Consider the following 19,302-nt stretch of genomic DNA (forward strand, 5'->3'; position numbering starts at 1 on the left):
GAATTGTGTAGTTGTTTTATATCTAATATAAATAATTGAAACTAATATTAAATCAAAAATATTTTGGAACATAGATAATATTTTGGAACAAAACGATAAATATCACGCATTAAGACATTCAGCTGCGCACATTATGGCATCTGCAGTGTGTAAGTTATATCCAGATACAAAATTTGGTATTGGACCGGTAATTACTGATGGGTTTTACTATGATTTTGTATTAGATAAACGATTATCTGAATCGGATTTAGATGAAATTGAAAAGATAATGCAGCAAGAAATTAATAAGAATCTTTCTTTTGAAAAACAAATTATTACAAGACTCGAAGCATTAGAACTGTTCTCCGATCAACCATTTAAGCTAGAGATAATAGATGAAATTGATAAAGAGGAAGATATTTCTATTTATAAACATGGTGATTTTCAAGATCTTTGCGCAGGGCCTCATGTTGTATCAAGTAAAGATGTAACGGCATTTAAACTTCTATCAGTTGCAGGAGCATATTGGCGGGGAGATGAAAATCGACCAATGATGCAAAGAATTTATGGTACAGCTTTTGATTCTAATGAATTACTAGATGAACATTTAAAATTAATTGAAGAGGCTAAAAAAAGAGACCATCGGGTTTTAGGAAAAGAATTAGGTTTGTTTTTTATGGACCCTATAGCACCTGCTAGTCCATTTTTTCTACCTAAAGGTACAATAATTTATAACGAATTAGTTAATTATGTTCGCGAACTATATCATCAATACGAATATCAGGAAGTTATTACCCCGCAAATTTTTTCTACTGATTTATGGAAACAATCAGGCCATTATGATAACTACAAGGATAATATGTATTTTGTTATGGCAGAAGATAGAGAATTCGGTATAAAACCTATGAATTGTCCTGCTCATGCAGTTTTATATAAATCAGGCCTAAGATCATATAGAGAATTACCTTTTAGGGTTGCAGATTTTGGACGATTACATAGATTTGAACGATCAGGAGTTGTACAGGGTTTAACTCGAGTTAGACCTTTTTCTCAAGATGATGCCCATATATTCTGCACAATTGACCAGGTAGATCATGAAATTGATTCTCTAATTGCAATGTTCAAACAAACTTATGATATATTCAATTTTAATGATGTCAGGATAGCTTTGTCATTACGACCAGAGAAAAGAGTGGGCGAAGAAGAAATGTGGGATAGGGCTGAGTTAAAACTTCAAAAATGCCTAGAAGATAATAATATTAATTTTAAAGCGTTTCCTGGTGAGGGTGCTTTTTATGGGCCCAAAGTGGATTTTTTTGTTCCTGATGCCTTAGGAAGAGAATGGCAATTAGGAACAATTCAATTAGATTTTTCTTTACCAGAACGATTTGATTTAGAGTTTGTTAATGAAGATGGGCAAAGATCTCGTCCTGTTATGGTTCACCGTGCCATGTTAGGTTCTTTGGAAAGATTTATGGGGGTCCTAATTGAACATTTTGCCGGAGCAATGCCGCCATGGCTTTCTCCATTACAAGTTTTAATAATTCCTATTGCTGATAGACATCAAGATAAAGCATTAGAATTAAAGTCCAGGTTGGTAGATTTGAATGTACGAGTCGATATAGATTCAAGAAATGAAAGAATGAATTCAAAAATACGTGAAGGTCAAATGAATAAAACACCATATATGGTTATTTTGGGCGATAAAGAAATTGAATCAGGTGGAGTTTCTATAAGGCTAAGAACTGGAGAAAATTTACAATCAATATCAGTAGAAGACTTTATCAATACAATTAAAGATAAAATTGATAAACGTGCAATAGAACTTTGGTAATCTTTAAAATAATTCTCTTTCTAAATTGCAGAATGCACTTTACCACAATTAATGTATATGTTAATATTCTTATCCTATGATTTTTGTTGTTTCTATAAGGTAGTTTAATATAGCTAAAGATTACAGAATTAATAATCAAATAAGATCTCAGACGGTCAGAGTTATATCTGATAAGGATGAACAGGTTGGAATAATTAGTTTGCAGGAAGCATTAGATTTGGCTAATCAGCGCGATTTAGATTTAGTTGAAGTCGCTCCTGGAGCAGAACCACCAGTTTGTAGAATTCTTGATTATGGTAAATTTAAGTATGTTCAAACTAAAAAAGAGAAGGAAGCAAGAAAGTCGCAAAAGACAGTTAGTTTGAGAGAAGTTAGGTTTAAATCTGGTATTGATAAACATGATTTAGATGCAAAGATACGAGTTGTAGGTAAATTGCTTGATTCTGGCAACAAGGTTAAGGTTAGTGTTATGTTTAGAGGAAGAACTATAGCTCATCCTGATATTGGGGTCTCTTTATTAAAGACAGTAGTTGAAGCAACTCAAGAAACTGCTAAAATAGATAAGGCTCCAGCTTTTGAGGGAAGAAATTTAAGTATAATTTTAGCCCCTGGTGCAAAAAAAGAAGTAAAAGAAACTACTGCTGTGGTTCAGGAAACTTAGTAAGTTTTGTTTTTACTAGACTGAAAGAGGAAGAGAAATGCCTAAAATGAAAACCCATAAGGGGACTAAAGCAAGATTTCGTTTTTCTGCAAATGGAAAACCACTTAGAATGAAAGGTGGTAGTAGTCATTTAAGAAGAAAAAAATCTAAGCGTGCGAAAAGAATGTATGATGATGTTTTGTCCGTGAGTAAAGCAGACGCACCTAAATTAAAACGCTTATTACCATACGGATAAGTTAAAAAGGAGAAATCGTGGCCAGAGTAAAACGAGGCGTAACTAAACAAAAAAGACACTCAAAAGTGCTTAATTTAACAAAAGGACATAAAGGTGTAAGGCATCGCTTATATAAAAGAGCTCATGAATCCCTAGTTCATGCCTTATCATATGCATATGCTCATAGAAGAGAGCGAAAGGGTGATTTTAGGCGTTTATGGATCACTAGGATTAATGCTGCAGCAAAGTTGAATGGCATTAGTTATAGTAAATTCATTAATATGTGTAAAATTGCTGATTTTGATGTTGATAGAAAGATACTAGCAGAAATAGCTGTAAGCGATCCCCAAGCGTTTGCATCGATCGTGGAGCACGTAAGTACTACATCTTCTAAAGCTAGCTAAAACCTTTTAAAAATAGGTCTGTATCATATATGTCGCCATGCTAATCATGATTAAGTTTTCTATGAGAGTCAATGAAGAGAGTGGAAGACTAATTGCAGAGCCCATACATGCACATTGAATTTGTTCAGAACTTCGCAGTGAGTTATAGACCCCTATAGATTGGGATATCATAAAAATCAATGTAAATATCATTGCATACATTAATAATGATTCTGTTAAGAAAGCTATTGCAAGGGCTAATTCAATATATGGATATATTGTTGAGAATACAGGGATTTTCTTGGAAATCAAGTCATATTTTCTAAACGTCATACTAAAACCGCTTACATTTAGTAGCTTTAAAAATGAGAAGAGCATAAAAAAAAGACCCATGTATGTCATAAACCATTTATTTATATCAAATGTATTAGTAGGTACTTGTAAAGCCAGTGATGATATAGTAACTAAAGATAGTGCAATAACAATGGGTTTTTTAGAAACAAAATATTCTACAATGTTAGATATTAAACTGGGGTTATTATCCCTAATTCTGTAGTCACCTAGATTTGTTACTACCGAGTTTATATGGTTTATTTCGAAAATTGTGTCCGATTGAATTCTCAATTCTTTTTTCTCTAACGAGACATGAGCCAATAAAACACCTAAATTTGTTTTTATACCAGCCTCAATAGTGTCAGCACAGGCCTGACATGTCATACCTTCTACTTTGTATACAGTTTCATATGTAGTTAATAGCGACTTCATTTGATTACAACAGCTAATTCAATGAGAGTGTAGTTTCAGTGGTAACCTGGTGTTTCTTTGTTCTGTTTCTTATAACCTCTCGTATTCCATAATACATGTCATTAGTCAACATTCGGTAGAGTTTAGCAGGAGTGGGTAGCCACATATTGTTTGGATCGACCCATCTATCTTGGAGTGTTTCATATATATGAGAGATAGTAGTAGGCTTATTGCCATTACATATAAGAATACGGAAAATTGCTTCCATAGCAGGCATATGTGATTGTATGAAATTTTCACTAGAAGAACAGCAATTATTTATTTGTTCTAGAGCATTTGAATCATCTTTGTTTGTGCATTTTTCACAAGCTCTTTGAGAAACCATTCTGTTGAGTTCTCGATTTAACTCATTTAATGCTTGATCTGAAATTTTAAATTTCATTTTTGCGTATACAGTTTCTTCTTGGTATTTAACTCTTGTTCTAACCATTTCAGTCCCCCCATATCTTAAATTTGCTACAAGTCATCAACATGCCAATCTATCATTTGTACTTCAATTGTTTGTCCAGATTTAATTTCTAATATATTCTCAGGACATATGGCTAAGCCATTGGCTTTTGCCATAGAAGTAAGGACATGAGATCCTTGGTTTCCGGTTGCCTCTGCATAATAATCGACTCCTTCTTTTTTTACAAGAACCCTAATGTACATTCTTCTACCATCTTCATTTTTTATTGTGTTTTTTAAAATTGCTTGTATGGATGGTTTATTTAATTTTGTATATCCTTTGAGTTTCAATATTGAAGGTCGTACAAATTGTTCAAATGCCACCATTGCACTTACTGGATTGCCAGGTAGTCCTAGCAAAGGTAATTTTGTAGTTTTCGATTTATTGATCCAGCCGAACGCAATTGGTTTTGCTGGTTTCATATTGACCGACCAAAATTCGATATTTCCTCTTTGGCTTAATATGTTTTTGACAATATCGTAGTCACCTTTTGAAACACCAGCAGATGTGACGAGAATATCGTATTCTAAAGCCTTATCAAGGAGTGCATTTAATGATTCTTCATTATCTCTAGCTATTCCAATAATAATCGGAATTCCTCCATATTTTTCGACAGATGTTGCTATACTGTATGTATTGGCGTCATAAATTTTACCTAGTTCTATAGGTTCACCAATATCTGTTAGCTCATTACCAGTAGATATTATTGCAATTTTCGGTTTTCGAATAACTGGGATATCTTTAAATCCAAGTGTTGCCAAAACTCCAATTTCACTTGGTCTGAGAATTGTTCCTTTTGTAAATATATTATCTCCTGATTTAATATCCTCACCACAAAATCGAATATAATCGTTTTCTTTGACAGGTTTTAAAATACTTATTGTGTTTAATTGTTGATGAGTGTTTTTTTGTTGTGTTTCGTTTGTCTGCTCAAATGGAACAACTGCATTGGCCCCGTCTGGTATAGGTGCTCCAGTCATTATTCTTATTGCAGTATTGTGAGAGACTTTCGAGTTAGGCATATCACCTGCATATACTGAATCAATAACATTTAGGTTTACTGGATTAACGTCGCTTGCACCATTGGTATCACTGGCTATAACTGCAAACCCGTCCATTGCAGAATTATTCCATGGAGGTACATTAATGATTGATGAAATATCCTCAGATAATACATGGCCCAAGGATTTTGAAATTGGTAAATGCTCAGAATTCAAAACAGACATCATTTCAAGTATATTGTTTCTTGCTTCTTCAACAGATAACATATTTTCAGAAAAATTTGGATTATTAGTAGTCATAGTTAACTTGATTCTCTAATTGTTGCTCCCGTAGTATGTCGCAATTTATTAAGTATTTTATTAACGCTTTCATTTATTTCATCAGAAGTAAGGGTATGATCTGGATCATAAAAATGAATTCTAAATGCAAGAGACCTATGATCGTCTGGTAAAGAATTCCCTGTAAATTCGTCAAATAAGTCTGCGTTTATAACAAGTTTATGATCTTTGATAATTTTTAATAAATTAGCAGCAGTTATTTCTTTGTTAACGATAAGTGCAATATCTCTGTAAGAAATTGGGAATCGTGGTAGTTTAGTAAACAGTCGAGATGTATTTTTTGTTAATGATAGTAGCTTATGTAAATTTAATTCAAACATTATTACAGGTTTAGTATTTATTCCAAAGTTTTTGGCAATTTCATTTTTTACCTGTCCTACTACACCTATTTCTATACCCTGAACAACGATGGCTGAAGATATGTCATTTTCGAATAATATATCAGTTTTTGGTGTAAATATACTTTCAAGTTTAAGTTCTTTCAAAACTGAGGTGATGACACCTGTGGCATCAAAAAAATTCATAGAGTCCTGATTATTAGTCCAATTAATTTGAGATCTGTTGCCGCAAAAACCGCCCAGAGCAACCCGAACTTCTTCAGGCAAATCGCTATCTTTTGGAATATATTGTTTTCCGACTTCAAATAATTTTAGGTTATCGGCGCCAAATCTAACATTGTGTGCTATCGTCTCAAGCATTCCAACTCTAAGGTTTGTACGCAGGTACTCTCTAAAACCTAATGTGTCAGAAATATTTGAATAAGTAAAGTCATCAGGTTTTTGACTCATCGGGTTAGAAAGTTTCATTGGCTCTATATCTTTTTTATTTTCAACAAATGACAATGCTTCTTTGCTTGTTAAAGGGTATGTAATAATTTCTTGCATACCTGATAATACGAATAGATCTTGTAGTTTAAGGGATAAATTGCGTTCTGGTTGTTCTTCTCTCGGTGGAATAGGTTGGGAAATATATTTGGTAGGTATGATTTCATAGCCCTGTATTCTTGCTAATTCCTCAATTAAATCTTCTACAATGTTAATATCACTTCTCCAGTACGGTTGGGTAATTTCTAAAGTTGTTTTATTTATTTCTTTTGATTTAATACCCAGTGAGGTGAAAATTTTCTTCATTTGGTTTAAAGTAAATTTTGTCCCTAACACTTCAGCTACTTTTTTTGTAGTTATTGTTATAGATTGACTAGTACTTTTGTTTGGATAAACATCAATGATGTTTTTACAAACTGACCCTTTAGTAATTTGCTGGATTAAATGTATAGCTCTTTTTTGTCCCATCATTGCTAATTCAGGATTAAGATGTCTTTCAAACCTATGAGAAGCTTCGGTTCTCATTTTTAATTCTGTTCGAGTCTTTCGAATATTTGCCGGAAGAAAACTAGCAGACTCTAATAGAATGGTTGTAGTTTTATCTGTAACTTCAGAGTCTAATCCGCCCATAATACCTGCTAGTCCTATAGGTTTGTTTTCATCTGCAATTACTAACATATCGTTCGTTAAAGTTCGTTTTTCTTCGTCTAAAGTTACAAGAATTTCTTTATCTTTAGCTCTTCGTATTTTTATAGTAGAGTTTTGTATTTTTGTAAGATCAAAAGCGTGTAATGGTTGTCCAATTTCTAACATTACGTAATTTGTTATATCTACCACATTGTTTATAGGTCTTTGACCTGCATTGATAAGCTTTTCTTTTAGCCATTCTGGGGATTCTTCTATTTGTATTCCAGAAATGATTGAAGCAGTATATCTTCCACAAAGATCAGGATCTTCTATTTCAACAGATGCTTTTGTATTTGTGTTTTCATCCGATTCTATGTATTGAAGTGAAGGTTCTTTTATATTTGAATCATTTAATGCAGCAATTTCTCTAGCTACACCAAGTACTGAAAGCCAATCTGGTCTATTAGGGGTAGGTTCAGTTTCTAATATTACTTGCCCTAATATAGATTCTAATTTAGTACCTTTCGGTACTTTTGGGGGTAATACAAGTATTCCATCGTGGTTGTCGCCAATTCCAAGTTCTTTTTCTGAACAAATCATACCCTCTGATACAACTCCTCTGATTTTAGCAGCTTGTAATGGTGTTAATTTTTGAGATTCATGGTCTAGTAATTCAGATCCAATTTTAGCAAAAGCAATTTTTTGATTTACTTCAACATTGGGGGCCCCACAAACTACTTTTTTAATTTCATTGTCTATATCTACAGTAACTAAATTTAGTCTGTCAGCATTTGGATGCTTTTCTATTTTAAGAATTTCCCCAACAAGAATACCTGACCATGTTCCTTGCTTTATTGTTTGTAATTCACTTTCTAACCCGGCCATTGTTAATTTATGCGCTATATTATCCAGTGAAACATTTTCATTGAGATATTCTTCTAACCACACAATTGGTATTTTCACAACTACTCCTTAGTTTAGAATTGGTTCAGAAATCTTATGTCGTTTGAATAAAAATGACGAATATCATCAATCCCGTATTTCAACATGGCAATTCTCTCTGGCCCCAGACCAAATGCAAATCCAGTGTATTTTTCTGGGTCGTATCCTGCTTGCTCTAGTACTCTTGGATGAACCATACCTGCTCCCATAATTTCTATCCACCCAGTTCTTTTACATATCGAACAATTCTCAGTTGATATAGATCCCGAGTCACTACAAGCAAAACAGTCAATTGACATATCAACGCCGGGTTCTACAAATGGGAAGTAATCACATCTGAATCGAATTTTTCGATTTTCCCCAAAAATTCTTTTTGCAAATTCAAATAATGTTCCTTTTAAATCAGCAAAAGTTAAACCTTGATCTACTGCCAAACCTTCTACTTGGTAAAAATGCCACTCGTGGGTAGCATCTGAAGCTTCGTACCTAAATACTTTTCCAGGCACGACAACACGTACTGGAGGTTCTCGATTTTCCATGATTCTTGCTTGCATAGGAGAGGTGTGAGTTCGTAATAGAATATTACCTTTTTCTTGTTTGTCGCTTTCTAACCACAATGTGTCCCACATATCTCTTGCAGGATGATCGGAGGGGATATTAAGAGCATCGAAATTATAATATTCCCATTCAACTTCAGGACCTTCAGCAATATCGAAACCCATGGATAGAAATGCTTCACATATTTCTCTAATCATTTGAGTTGTTGGATGAAGTCGTCCGTTTTGTATTGGGCGACCGGGCATTGTGATATCTACATTATGTACATTTGAATTTTTATTTACTAATTCTCCTGCAGCGTTTACTGCATCCTCATAATTTTTTTCTAAGAGATTTTTTATATTATTTAGCTGTTGTCCAATTTCTCTTCTGGAATCTATAGGAGTTTCTTTAAGGTTACGTAACAATCCTGTTAAAATACCCTTCCTCCCAAGGTATTTGGTTCTCCAAAGAGATAAATCTTGTTCACTTTTATTATTGCTTAGCTCTCCAAGAGCTTGTTGATAAGTATCGTTTATATTATTAATATCTGGAATACTATCCATTGTTTATTTCTCTTCTTATATTGAAAAATGGGTACCAAGAAATTGTACTACTGAATTGTATATAATCAAGTCTTACAAGTAAGATCACATTAATTTTATAACAGAGGAATAATATTCCTGATAGCTTTGGCTCGATGACTAAGCTTATTTTTTTCATCAGGATTTATTTCTGCAGAGGTTTTTCCAAATTCAGGAAGTAAAAATATTGGATCGTATCCAAATCCATTTTCCCCTGTGGGTGAAAAGTTTATTATCCCTTCCATTGTGCCTTCACTATTCAATATTTTACCATTAGGCCAAGCTATTACTATTGCTGCTTTAAATCTCGCTTGTCTTTTTTCTATGGAGATGTTTTTCATTTCTTCTAGAATTAATTCTACCCTTTCTGAGTCACTTAAATCAGGTCCGCCATATCTTGCAGAATATATTCCTGGTCTACCATTCAATGCATCAATTTCTATTCCAGAGTCATCAGATATACATGGTAATTTAGTTGCGTGAGCATATTGAGTAGCTTTTAATGTGGCATTTTCTAAAAATGTTTTACCAGTTTCAATAACTTCAATATTGCATGAAGCTTCTTCCAACGTAGTTAGTTCATAAGGTATATCTTGTAGTATTTGTTTAAACTCTTTTATTTTGCCTGGATTTGAGGTACCTAATAATAGTTTATGATTCATTAAAGGAGACCTTGGCGAGCGCTACTTGTTAATTGAGCTCTGTCAAAAAAACTTGATTGAGCAGTTGTTTTATTTGTATCTTTGCCAAGCCATGCTTTTAGTGGTGCAGCTTGAAGGCCTCGTCCATATGAAAAACTCAGTTCCCAAGGCGCATTAAGTGTTTTTGCAACTTGGTTTATAGTATTGAGGTTTATTGTGGCCTCTTCATCACTTTGCCCTCCTGATAAAAATACAATCCCTGGCACTGATGAAGGTACACAACTCAATAAACATTCAACAGTTTTTTGAGCAACTTCTGTTGTATTTGCTCTTGAGACTGCACTTTTTCCAGATAAAACCATGTTAGGTTTTAGTAAGGTGCCCTCTAAAAAGATATTTTGCATTTCAAGTTCTGAATATACTTGATGCAAAGTTTGCTGGGTTATTTCAAAACATTTTTCAATTGTGTGTTCACCATCCATTAGTACTTCTGGTTCTACAATTGGTACGAGGCCAGCTTCTTGGCTTAATGCAGCGAATCTTGCCAAAGCATGTGCATTTACGTTTATGGCATAAGGCGTGGGTATAGATTCTGCTATATTTATTACTCCTCTCCATTTTGTGAACAATGCACCTAATTCTCGATATTCATTCAATCGCTCTCGAAGATTATCTAATCCTTCAGTTATCGTTTCACCTTTAGATCCAGCTAAAGGTTTAGCTCCAGTATCAACTTTTATACCTGGAATAATATCTTGATCTGATAAAATGGAAACGAGTGAGGCTCCATTTAAATCGTTTTGGCGCATTGTTTCATCGAATAAAATGACACCGCTTATGAACTGTGATATGTCTTTTGTTGTGAACAGCATTTCTCGATAGTCTCTACGATTTAATTCAGTTGATTCTACGCCGATAGAATCAAATCGACTTTTAATTGTATTAGAACTTTCGTCTGCTGCTAATATTCCCTTCTTAGGGGCCACTAATTTTTTAGCTGTTTCAGCAAGTAGTTTTGTATTCATTGATTTTCCCTCTCGTATTCATCCTATTGTAAATTTATTTACCTCTTTTGTGTTTCCTATGAACAAAGGTGTTCGTTCGTGTAATTCTTTGGGTATGATATCCAGTATATTTTCATTTCCATTTGTAGCACTACCACCAGCTTTTTTCATAACAAAAGTTAATGGATTAGCTTCGTACATAAGGCGGAGTTTGCCGCTTGGATAAAGAAATACTCCCCCTTTGAGAAGATTTCTGTGAAAATCAGCAACCAGTGAGCCGACATATCTCAATGAGGATGTTTTTTGCAATTCTTCTAGTTGAGATTTAGTATTAGAAGAAAATTGATCCCAATTACTATAATTTACACTGTAATATGTGCAGCTGTCAGGAAGAGATATGATTGGGTGCGTGAGTATAAATTCATTGCACTGGTTATCCAAGGTAAAGCCACTCACTCCTTTTTCTGTAGCTATTACCATAATTGTGTTTGAACCATAAACTACGTATGCTGCTGCTATTTGTTGTTTTCCTGCAAGCAATAAAGATTTGTTTGTAATTTCGTTAAGATTTGGGCTAGGCCATATTCCAAATATAGATCCAATGCTTACAGAAACATCAATATTGCTGGACCCATCTACAGGATCCATATTTACTATGCATAGGTTTGGATCCTGTGAAATAATTTCAGGATTTTCTAGTTCTTCACAACCAACTATTGAAACACTTTGTGAGGTACGAAAACAGTCAAGGAAAATTTGAGATCCGAGTTCATCGAGTTTTTGAACAACTTCTCCTTGCACATTGATGTCACCAGTTGCTCCTGTGTGCCCATCAATGCTTAATCGATCAACTTTTTCTTGAACAAGAATTGCACCATTTGCTATTGCATACAATGTGGATTTAAGATGATTGTCTATATCTATTGATTCTAAGTATTCTCTTAGAAATATAATGGTAAGCTCCAATTCATTTTGAATACTAAATCGAATACGGGTATAATATTGGAGATAAGTTTAACAATGCTACTTATTTGTTTCAAGTAATACTTGTTGAATTGACTCAAACTATTATTTAATTTTCTGCTATTATGTTTATTACTAAAATTTTGGGAAATATAATTTAATATTTCATAAGAATAACAGTCCATAAAACAGTATGATAAAAGACATATTTAATAGACCAATTAAGGATTTAAGAATTTCAGTTACAGATCGTTGTAATTTTCGATGTCCATATTGTATGCCAGCTGAGATATATGGTGAACGATATAAGTTTTTACCGAAAGATCAAGTTTTATCTTTTGAACAAATAGAAAGAATTGCTAAAGTTTTTGCCGAATTGGGTGTTTCTAAGATAAGACTCACTGGAGGAGAACCTCTATTAAGAAAAGATCTTGATTTGTTAGTAAAGAAGCTGATTCAAATACCAGGAATAGAAGACTTGGCACTTACTACTAATGGATATTTGTTGTCTAGATATGCCGAAAAACTCCATAAAGCTGGATTGAAAAGGATTACAATTAGCATCGATACAATTGATGAAGATTTGTTTAAAGAAATGAATGGTGTTAATGCTGAATTAACAACTGTACTTGAAGGATTGGATCTTGTAGAAAAACTAGGATTTAATCCAATAAAAATTAATACAGTTGTTCAAAAAGGAAAGAACGATAAAAATCTGATAGATCTTGCAGAATATATCAAGGCTAAAGGCCATATATTGAGGTTTATTGAATATATGGATGTAGGTAATTTAAATGGGTGGGATAAGTCGCATGTTGTGCCCTCTGCAACAGTTGCTAAAATGTTAGATGAAAAATTTGGGATTACTCCTTTAGAAAAGCAATATATCAATGAGGTAGCCAATAGGTGGAAATATAATGATGATTCTGCAGAGGTAGGGTTTATATCTTCTGTTAGTGATCCGTTTTGTGGGAATTGTTCCAGGATTAGATTATCAACTGATGGGAAATTGTATACGTGTCTTTTTTCTGATCTAGGTTTTGATATTAAACCAGCGTTAGATTTTGATGATGAAGAACAGTTAAAAAATAAAATAGTCCAAATATGGGGAAATAGAACTGATCAATACTCACAAAAACGATTTGATACAAAAAGAAAGAAACCAACTAAAAAAATTGAAATGTATGCGATTGGTGGATAAATTTAGGTCATGATAAAAGTATATACAGATGGTTCGTGTTTAGGTAATCCCGGTCCAGGTGGATGGGGCGCGGTCATAATATTTCCTAATGGAGAAGAAATGGAGTTGTCTGGATCAGAGGAAGATACTACTAATAATCGCATGGAATTAAGGTCTGTAATTGAAGCTTTACATTTCATTGAACCTGGTTCAATTATTGAACTGTTCTCTGATAGTTTGTATGTAATAAATACAATTACAAAAGGGTGGAAAAAAAAGGCTAATATATCGCTTTGGAATGAATTAGAAAAGGTTATACAAAAACACAGTAATATTTCTTGGAATTGGGTTAAAGGGCATAGCGGTGATTTTTATAATGAAAAAGTTAATGATTTAGCTCAAGGGAAGGCTGAAATGGTAAAAAAAAATAAACTTTCTCACATTAGTGAAGAAGGCAAAGTGCAAATGGTAGACGTAGGTCAGAAAAGCGACACAGAACGTATAGCTTTTGCTAAAGGATTTGTTAAAGTAAGTCAACAAATTATTTCGCAAGTTCTTAATGCGAATAACCCTAAAGGCGACGTTTTGAGTGTGTCTCGAATTGCAGGAATTATGGCAGCAAAAAGAACTCCTGAATTAATTCCTTTATGTCACCAAATTGATTTAAACCATGTAGATATTACAATAGAAATTGACGAGGATAACAATCGATTTGTAATTGAAGCAATGGCAAAAAGTAATTCCAAAACAGGCGTAGAAATGGAATCTTTGGTTGCAGTTAGTATAACCGCATTAACAATATACGACATGACCAAATCTATAGATCACGATTCACTTATCAGTGATATTCAGCTAGTAAGTAAAAAAGGCGGAAAATCCGGAAATATCATTAGGGAAACTAGTTTCTAAATATAGTTTATTTTGAAACCTCGGAAGTGGTTTGCGACTTTCTTTTTTTAGGCGCTTCATTACTCTTTGCGGATTCAGTGTCATCACTTCTTTTGAGTGTTCCCAAACCATTTTGTACAGTAGTAATTATAGATTGTAAGCTGGCTTCTAATTCAGAAAGAACTTGATATGAATAGGCATCAGCATCTTTTAGCATTTGGACTGCTTTCTTGTCCGCAGTTTCAATAATTCGTTGTACTTTTTGTTGCGCTTCTTGAATAATTCGCTCACCTTCTTTTTCAGCTTCTTTGGTTAATTCGCTGTCTTCTACTTTATTGCGAAATTCAGTTTCAGCGGACGAACGAATTTTCCTAGCTTCGTCTAGTGATTGATTAAGTATGTCATCTTTTCTTGCAAGTACTTCTGTGGCCCTGGAAACATCTTCAGGTACAGCCATTCGCAGTTGATCAATGAGTAATAGAGCCTCAGGTGCATCAACTAGGTTCTTTTTAGTTAATGGCATCTTTGATCCAGCAAGAATGATTTCTTCTAATTTATCTATGATCGGTAGAATATCTATGATTTCCTCCTTTCATGAAGTTAACTTCCATTAGCATACTTCATTTTAATAGCATTTGCTACGTGTTCAGACACAAACTCGCTAACATCACCTTTGTATTTTGCAACTTCTTTAATAAGAGTTGAACTTACAAACTGATATTCTAAACTAGTATATAATAACACAGTATCCAAATTTGGTTGTAGTTTTCTGTTCATCATTACCATAGTGGCTTCATAATCTGCGTCGGTTATACTTCTGACACCTCTTATAATAGCTTTGGCATTTATCGATGCGGCGAAATCTACAGATAGTCCTGTATAAGGTTGAATTTCCACGTTACTGAGATTTTTAATTGATTCTGAGAACAACTTAACTCTTTCATCAGTAGTAAACAATAGTGATTTTGCTGGAGTATCAAATACTCCTACGACAACCCTATCAAATAATTCAGAAGCTCTATAAACTAAATCTTCATGACCTTTTGTTACTGGATCAAATGTTCCGTTATATAAAACTGTTACCATAGTAGTGAAGTAAATTATTTTATGTTTTTATAAAAAGAAATTTGGGTATCCCCATATTTCCTTACGTCAAATTTTTCTATATTTAGCAATGTTTCATTTATATTCTCATTTGATCGATGTTCCAATATTATCATACCTTCAGGATTTAGCAATTCTGATTTTTCAATTATGGATAATATTTCTTCTTTGTTTTTATATTCATAAGGTGGGTCAGCAAATATAAAATCATATTTTGAGTTCAATTGTTTTAATATGGAGGTTGCGTTACCTTGAAATACTTTGCATGAATTTTGTAGTTTAAGTTTTTCTAAATTGTTATTGATCATATTGCATAATTGAGGGTCTTTTTCTAAAAAATCTACTGAAGACGCTTTTCTACTGAGAGCTTCGATACCTATTGCGCCACTTCCTGCAAATATGTCTAACAGAGTGGTATTTATAATTAAATCACCTAATGTATTAAATAATGCCATTCTGATTTTTTCAGATGTTGGTCGGATTGTTGAACTTTTAGGGAGTATAATATTTATCCCTTTATAAATTCCACTGGTTATCCTCAAAGAAGCTCCTTAATAATGTATTAATTTTAATAACTATATATATTATTGATAAACTTTCTCAATAGCTATCTCTAAATTTAATAAATATATTCTTGACATGATCATTAATAGTTATTTAACATTTATCAATAGTATACATTTTACCTATTTTCTTTTCGATTATTGATGCTCTATGACTAAATATGTTTTTGTAACAGGTGGTGTTGTAAGTTCCGTTGGGAAAGGTATTACTGTCGCATCGCTAGGTCGTTTACTAAAACATAAAGGTCTCACGGTTTCTGTTATGAAATTAGACCCTTATCTTAATGTTGACCCAGGTACAATGTCTCCTTATCAACATGGAGAGGTTTTTGTTACCAAAGATGGTTGTGAAACTGATTTGGACTTAGGACATTATGAACGATTTATTGATTTAGAGTTGACTGCATCATCTAATGTAACAGCTGGGCAAATTTACAGCACTGTAATCCAAAAAGAACGACGTGGAGATTACCTTGGTGGTACTATACAGGTAGTTCCACAAGTTACTGATGAAATAAAAAACCATATTAAGACTTTAGCTAAAGAGAGCAAGGCAGACGTAGTAGTAGTAGAGGTTGGTGGTACTGTTGGCGATATAGAAGGGTTACCTTTTCTTGAGGCAATAAGGCAGATAAGGCATGAGGTTGGTAGGGAGAACGTCTATAACATTCATGTTACTCTTCTTCCGTTTATACAAGCTACTGGCGAAATCAAAACAAAACCTACACAACACAGTGTAAAGGAGTTGCGAAGCATTGGTATACAGCCTGACGCAATAATTGCTCGCAGTGATTTTGATGTTTCAAATGGAATATTAGATAAATTAGCTTTATTTTGTGACGTTCCAAAAGATTCAGTTGTAGTGCTTCCTACAGTTAAAAGTATTTATGAGGTTCCTTTAGTATTAAAAAACAGCGGTATTGATTCAGTGCTTACAAAACATTTACAGTTAGAGTTAGAGCCATCACTAATGGATGACTGGGGCGATATGGTGTCTAGAATGTCTAGCTTAAAAACTACACTTACTATAGGTGTTGTTGGGAAGTATACAGATTTACCCGATGCTTATATATCTGTCAAAGAAGCATTAGTTCATGCTGGTGTTTATAACAATACAAATATTGAAATTGTATGGATTCAATCTGAAGATATTGAAGAGGTAGGGTGCGAAACACTTCTTTCAAATTTGGATGGTATTGTAGTTCCTGGTGGATTTGGCCCCCGTGGTATAGAAGGAATGATCAAAACTGCTCAATATGCCAGAACAAATAATATCCCTTATTTAGGGCTATGCCTAGGGATGCAAATGATGGTTATTGACGTAGCTCGAAATGTTCTTGGTTTAGCTTCTGCTAATTCTACAGAATTTGAAAAAGACACAACGAATCCAGTTATATGTCTTATGGAAGAACAGAAAGATGTAGTTAATAAGGGAGGGACAATGAGGCTTGGTAATTATCCTTGCGAATTAAACCCTGATTCTTATCTCAATGAAATTTATGGCATAAGTTCAATTAATGAGAGACATCGTCATAGGTATGAATTTAATAACCAATATAGAGATATCCTTGCAGAAGGCGGCTTAATAGCTCAGGGTACTTCTCCAGATGGTGATCTTGTAGAAATTTGTCAGCTAGATCAGCATCCCTTTATGATAGGTGTCCAGTTCCACCCGGAATTTTTATCTAGACCTCAAAGACCACATCCTTTATTCAGAGAGTTTATTGGTATTACCAAAAATGGTAATCATAAGGATTAGAGCGTTTCTCTTATTGTAAGAGTAGACTAAATAAAATACATGTGATAGAGTGATCGGGAATTATCTCAGTCATTTACGACGATTTCACAACAAAAAATATATACTCCTAGATCCAATTTGGTTTTTTATCGTAAATGTAGGGTGATTTTAACTGGGGGTATTATTCAAGATATTTTTATCCATATGAATATTATTAAGGATAAATTATGTCTGATACACATGAGGCAGGTGTTTTTTTGACAACAGAAACTATTATTACATCAGAATCACTAAAAGAAAAAACAGATAAGCAGCTTTTTCGAATGGCAAAGAAGTTGGGAGTTAAGGATATTTCTGAATCAGATATAGAGCGTGATGATTTAATAGACAAAATTGTTAAAGCTTCTGAATCAGACCAAGAGCCTGAAGAGTTAGAAGCAGGCGGAATACTCGACATAATGTCAGATGGGTATGGTTTTTTGAGACAAAATGGAATGGCCTCACCAGGTAAAAAAGATGTTTATGTTTCACAATCCCAAATACGTAGATTTAGCCTACGAACAGGTGATTTGGTTTCTGGAAAGGTTAGACCACCAAAAGACGGAGAAAGATATTTTGGACTAATTCGAGTAGAGGCAGTAAATAATCTAGATCCAGATAAGGCAAAAAAAAGATTAGGTTACGATAAACTTACACCTGTATTTCCTAATGTACAAATTACTCTAGAAACAGAACCTAAAAAACTATCTACAAGAGTTATAGATATGATAGCACCTATTGGTATGGGACAGAGAGGACTTATCGTATCACCACCAAAAGCCGGAAAAACAATGTTGTTAAAAGATATTGCTAACGGTATTACTAGTAATCATAAAGACATGCATTTGATTGTAGCATTAATTGGTGAAAGGCCTGAAGAAGTAACAGATGTAAGAAGGTCTGTAAGTGGCGAAGTGTTTGCTTCGACATTTGACGAACCTGTAGAGGATCATTGTCGTGTTGCAGAACTTGCCTTGGAACGTGCTAAGAGATTAGTTGAATTTGGCGTCAATGTTACTATTTTGATGGATAGTATTACTCGTTTAACAAGAGCCTATAATTTATCCTTGCCTACAAGTGGAAGGACTTTATCTGGTGGTATTGATCCAGTAGCTCTATACCCGCCAAAACGATTCTTTGGTGCTGCAAGAAATACTGAAGATAGTGGTAGCCTAACCATTATAGCTACGTGCCTTGTTGACACTGGTAGCAGGATGGATGATGTCATATACGAGGAATTTAAAGGAACTGGAAATTGGGAATTACATTTAGATAGACGATTAGCAGAACGTAGAATTTTCCCAGCTATAGATATTCAGAGAAGTGGAACCAGAAGAGAAGAATTAATCCTTGAAGAGGCGACATTGAAAAAGGTATGGTTATTACGTCGAATGGTTGGCCTTATAACAGCTAATGCACAGGATAGTATTGATGCTACTGGCGAAATTCTTAAGCGTATGTCTGAGACAAAAGCAAATACTGAATTTTTAGATAATCTGAACAGTCCATCAAAAAAATAATTTTTGTTTTATACTTTCTAGATAATTTAAAAATAATCCCTATGTATAAAGTACTTGACACTTACATCAAGATTATGTATATTTCGGTAACGTTAGTTGCAATGCAATTGACAGAGGATTTGACCGACGACGCGATTAGTTTGGTAATATGAGGGTATTACTGGACTGTATTCGGGTCTTCGCATGTTTTTGGTCGATGAACTGATTCATGTGGGTTTGACCTTTTAAATAAGAGAGTATATTATGTACTCGACTATTTTTTTTTATTTTTAATATTAGTTCCTGTGGGGACGTTAGATTTACTGGCGTTTCCAAGGTGGTTTCCCCACCAAATTTAAAACTTTATACCGTACATTATTCTTTTTAAGGGGGTAGCAAGTGAAAAAGAACTTTCGGATTTTAAGCCTATTTGGCGTAACCACTGCTTTGTTGGTGGCTATGCTATCTAGCATCAGTGCGTTTGCAGCACCTTCAGGTGCAGTAAC

19 protein-coding genes are annotated in these 19,302 nt (G+C 33.9%); 8 read left to right on the top strand and 11 right to left on the bottom strand.

The window, feature by feature from the left end:
- The first annotated feature begins 31 nt into the window (after positions 1–31).
- The 4 genes from thrS (at position 32) to rplT (ending at position 3,092) form a co-directional block, all read left to right on the top strand.
- On the top strand, positions 32–1,813 hold the full coding sequence (thrS, locus tag FI695_04375; protein MQG51197.1) for a threonine--tRNA ligase: 1,782 nt from the start codon (positions 32–34) through the stop codon (positions 1,811–1,813).
- Between the two features lie 109 nt (positions 1,814–1,922).
- Positions 1,923–2,474: a translation initiation factor IF-3 gene (locus tag FI695_04380; GenBank protein MQG51198.1), complete on the top strand. Its 552-nt coding sequence runs from the start codon at positions 1,923–1,925 to the stop codon at positions 2,472–2,474.
- 37 nt (positions 2,475–2,511) lie between these two features.
- Positions 2,512–2,709 carry a 50S ribosomal protein L35 gene (rpmI, locus tag FI695_04385; GenBank protein MQG51199.1) on the top strand — a complete coding sequence of 66 codons (198 nt, stop codon included), beginning with the start codon at positions 2,512–2,514 and terminating at the stop codon, positions 2,707–2,709.
- A 17-nt stretch (positions 2,710–2,726) separates the two neighbouring features.
- Entirely contained in the window at positions 2,727–3,092 is a 366-nt protein-coding gene (gene rplT / locus FI695_04390) for a 50S ribosomal protein L20 (protein MQG51200.1), read from the top strand.
- Positions 3,093–3,098: 6 nt separating this feature from the next.
- On the opposite strand, the gene FI695_04395 is transcribed toward rplT, so the two are convergent.
- The 8 genes from FI695_04395 to FI695_04430 all read right to left on the bottom strand — a co-directional run bounded on the left by FI695_04395 (position 3,099) and on the right by FI695_04430 (position 11,812).
- A complete protein-coding gene (locus FI695_04395) occupies positions 3,099–3,836 on the bottom strand; it encodes a metal-transporting ATPase (protein MQG51201.1) in 738 nt (245 codons plus the stop codon).
- A gap of 13 nt (positions 3,837–3,849) precedes the next feature.
- Positions 3,850–4,305 (bottom strand): hypothetical protein, encoded by a 456-nt coding sequence (locus FI695_04400; GenBank protein ID MQG51202.1) that lies wholly within the window; start codon positions 4,303–4,305, stop codon positions 3,850–3,852.
- Between the two features lie 26 nt (positions 4,306–4,331).
- Positions 4,332–5,624: a molybdopterin molybdotransferase MoeA gene (locus tag FI695_04405; GenBank protein MQG51203.1), complete on the bottom strand. Its 1,293-nt coding sequence runs from the start codon at positions 5,622–5,624 to the stop codon at positions 4,332–4,334.
- 2 nt (positions 5,625–5,626) lie between these two features.
- Entirely contained in the window at positions 5,627–8,077 is a 2,451-nt protein-coding gene (locus tag FI695_04410) for a phenylalanine--tRNA ligase subunit beta (protein MQG51204.1), read from the bottom strand.
- Between the two features lie 14 nt (positions 8,078–8,091).
- Positions 8,092–9,150 carry a phenylalanine--tRNA ligase subunit alpha gene (pheS, locus tag FI695_04415; GenBank protein ID MQG51205.1) on the bottom strand — a complete coding sequence of 353 codons (1,059 nt, stop codon included), beginning with the start codon at positions 9,148–9,150 and terminating at the stop codon, positions 8,092–8,094.
- A gap of 104 nt (positions 9,151–9,254) precedes the next feature.
- Complete coding sequence (locus FI695_04420) at positions 9,255–9,839, bottom strand: XTP/dITP diphosphatase (protein ID MQG51206.1); 585 nt, start codon at positions 9,837–9,839, stop codon at positions 9,255–9,257.
- Positions 9,839–10,843: a fructose-bisphosphate aldolase class I gene (locus tag FI695_04425; protein ID MQG51207.1), complete on the bottom strand. Its 1,005-nt coding sequence runs from the start codon at positions 10,841–10,843 to the stop codon at positions 9,839–9,841. The genes FI695_04420 and FI695_04425 overlap by 1 nt, the downstream gene beginning before the upstream one ends.
- Before the next feature lie 18 nt (positions 10,844–10,861).
- Complete coding sequence (locus tag FI695_04430) at positions 10,862–11,812, bottom strand: fructose-1,6-bisphosphatase (protein MQG51208.1); 951 nt, start codon at positions 11,810–11,812, stop codon at positions 10,862–10,864.
- Positions 11,813–11,978: 166 nt separating this feature from the next.
- Here FI695_04430 and moaA point away from each other — a divergent pair, with 166 nt between their 5' ends.
- A complete protein-coding gene (gene moaA / locus FI695_04435; GenBank protein MQG51209.1) occupies positions 11,979–12,986 on the top strand; it encodes a GTP 3',8-cyclase MoaA in 1,008 nt (335 codons plus the stop codon).
- A 9-nt stretch (positions 12,987–12,995) separates the two neighbouring features.
- Entirely contained in the window at positions 12,996–13,874 is an 879-nt protein-coding gene (moaC, locus tag FI695_04440; protein MQG51210.1) for a cyclic pyranopterin monophosphate synthase MoaC, read from the top strand.
- A gap of 7 nt (positions 13,875–13,881) precedes the next feature.
- Here the strand turns inward: moaC and FI695_04445 are convergent, their stop codons facing one another.
- The 3 genes from FI695_04445 to rsmD all read right to left on the bottom strand — a co-directional run bounded on the left by FI695_04445 (position 13,882) and on the right by rsmD (position 15,499).
- The gene (locus FI695_04445) at positions 13,882–14,310 is read right to left on the bottom strand and encodes a hypothetical protein (protein MQG51211.1); all 429 of its coding nucleotides are present in this window, start codon (positions 14,308–14,310) and stop codon (positions 13,882–13,884) included.
- A 143-nt stretch (positions 14,311–14,453) separates the two neighbouring features.
- A complete protein-coding gene (gene coaD / locus FI695_04450) occupies positions 14,454–14,939 on the bottom strand; it encodes a pantetheine-phosphate adenylyltransferase (protein MQG51212.1) in 486 nt (161 codons plus the stop codon).
- Between the two features lie 14 nt (positions 14,940–14,953).
- The gene (gene rsmD / locus FI695_04455) at positions 14,954–15,499 is read right to left on the bottom strand and encodes a 16S rRNA (guanine(966)-N(2))-methyltransferase RsmD (protein ID MQG51213.1); all 546 of its coding nucleotides are present in this window, start codon (positions 15,497–15,499) and stop codon (positions 14,954–14,956) included.
- A 172-nt stretch (positions 15,500–15,671) separates the two neighbouring features.
- Here rsmD and FI695_04460 point away from each other — a divergent pair, with 172 nt between their 5' ends.
- Together FI695_04460 and FI695_04465 are read left to right on the top strand one after the other, a co-directional pair.
- On the top strand, positions 15,672–17,279 hold the full coding sequence (locus FI695_04460) for a CTP synthase (GenBank protein MQG51214.1): 1,608 nt from the start codon (positions 15,672–15,674) through the stop codon (positions 17,277–17,279).
- Positions 17,280–17,485: 206 nt separating this feature from the next.
- Positions 17,486–18,817 (top strand): transcription termination factor Rho, encoded by a 1,332-nt coding sequence (locus tag FI695_04465; protein MQG51215.1) that lies wholly within the window; start codon positions 17,486–17,488, stop codon positions 18,815–18,817.
- Positions 18,818–19,302: the final 485 nt, after the last annotated feature.

Source organism: SAR202 cluster bacterium, assembly GCA_009392515.1.
In the GTDB taxonomy this organism is placed as follows: domain Bacteria; phylum Chloroflexota; class Dehalococcoidia; order Lucifugimonadales; family UBA6952; genus UBA6952.

Excerpts from the sequence above, each read along its gene's own strand:
- moaC (MQG51210.1), top strand. The coding sequence starts at position 12,996 with ATGATAAAAGTATATACAGATGGTTCGTGTTTAGGTAATCCCGGTCCA.
- moaA (MQG51209.1), top strand. The coding sequence starts at position 11,979 with ATGATAAAAGACATATTTAATAGACCAATTAAGGATTTAAGAATTTCA.
- FI695_04400 (MQG51202.1), bottom strand. The coding sequence starts at position 4,305 with ATGGTTAGAACAAGAGTTAAATACCAAGAAGAAACTGTATACGCAAAA.
- FI695_04425 (MQG51207.1), bottom strand. The coding sequence starts at position 10,843 with ATGAATACAAAACTACTTGCTGAAACAGCTAAAAAATTAGTGGCCCCT.
- FI695_04405 (MQG51203.1), bottom strand. The coding sequence starts at position 5,624 with ATGACTACTAATAATCCAAATTTTTCTGAAAATATGTTATCTGTTGAA.
- FI695_04395 (MQG51201.1), bottom strand. The coding sequence starts at position 3,836 with ATGAAGTCGCTATTAACTACATATGAAACTGTATACAAAGTAGAAGGT.
- coaD (MQG51212.1), bottom strand. The coding sequence starts at position 14,939 with ATGGTAACAGTTTTATATAACGGAACATTTGATCCAGTAACAAAAGGT.
- FI695_04420 (MQG51206.1), bottom strand. The coding sequence starts at position 9,839 with ATGAATCATAAACTATTATTAGGTACCTCAAATCCAGGCAAAATAAAA.
- FI695_04445 (MQG51211.1), bottom strand. The coding sequence starts at position 14,310 with ATGGCTGTACCTGAAGATGTTTCCAGGGCCACAGAAGTACTTGCAAGA.
- rpmI (MQG51199.1), top strand. The coding sequence starts at position 2,512 with ATGCCTAAAATGAAAACCCATAAGGGGACTAAAGCAAGATTTCGTTTT.
- FI695_04460 (MQG51214.1), top strand. The coding sequence starts at position 15,672 with ATGACTAAATATGTTTTTGTAACAGGTGGTGTTGTAAGTTCCGTTGGG.
- FI695_04465 (MQG51215.1), top strand. The coding sequence starts at position 17,486 with ATGTCTGATACACATGAGGCAGGTGTTTTTTTGACAACAGAAACTATT.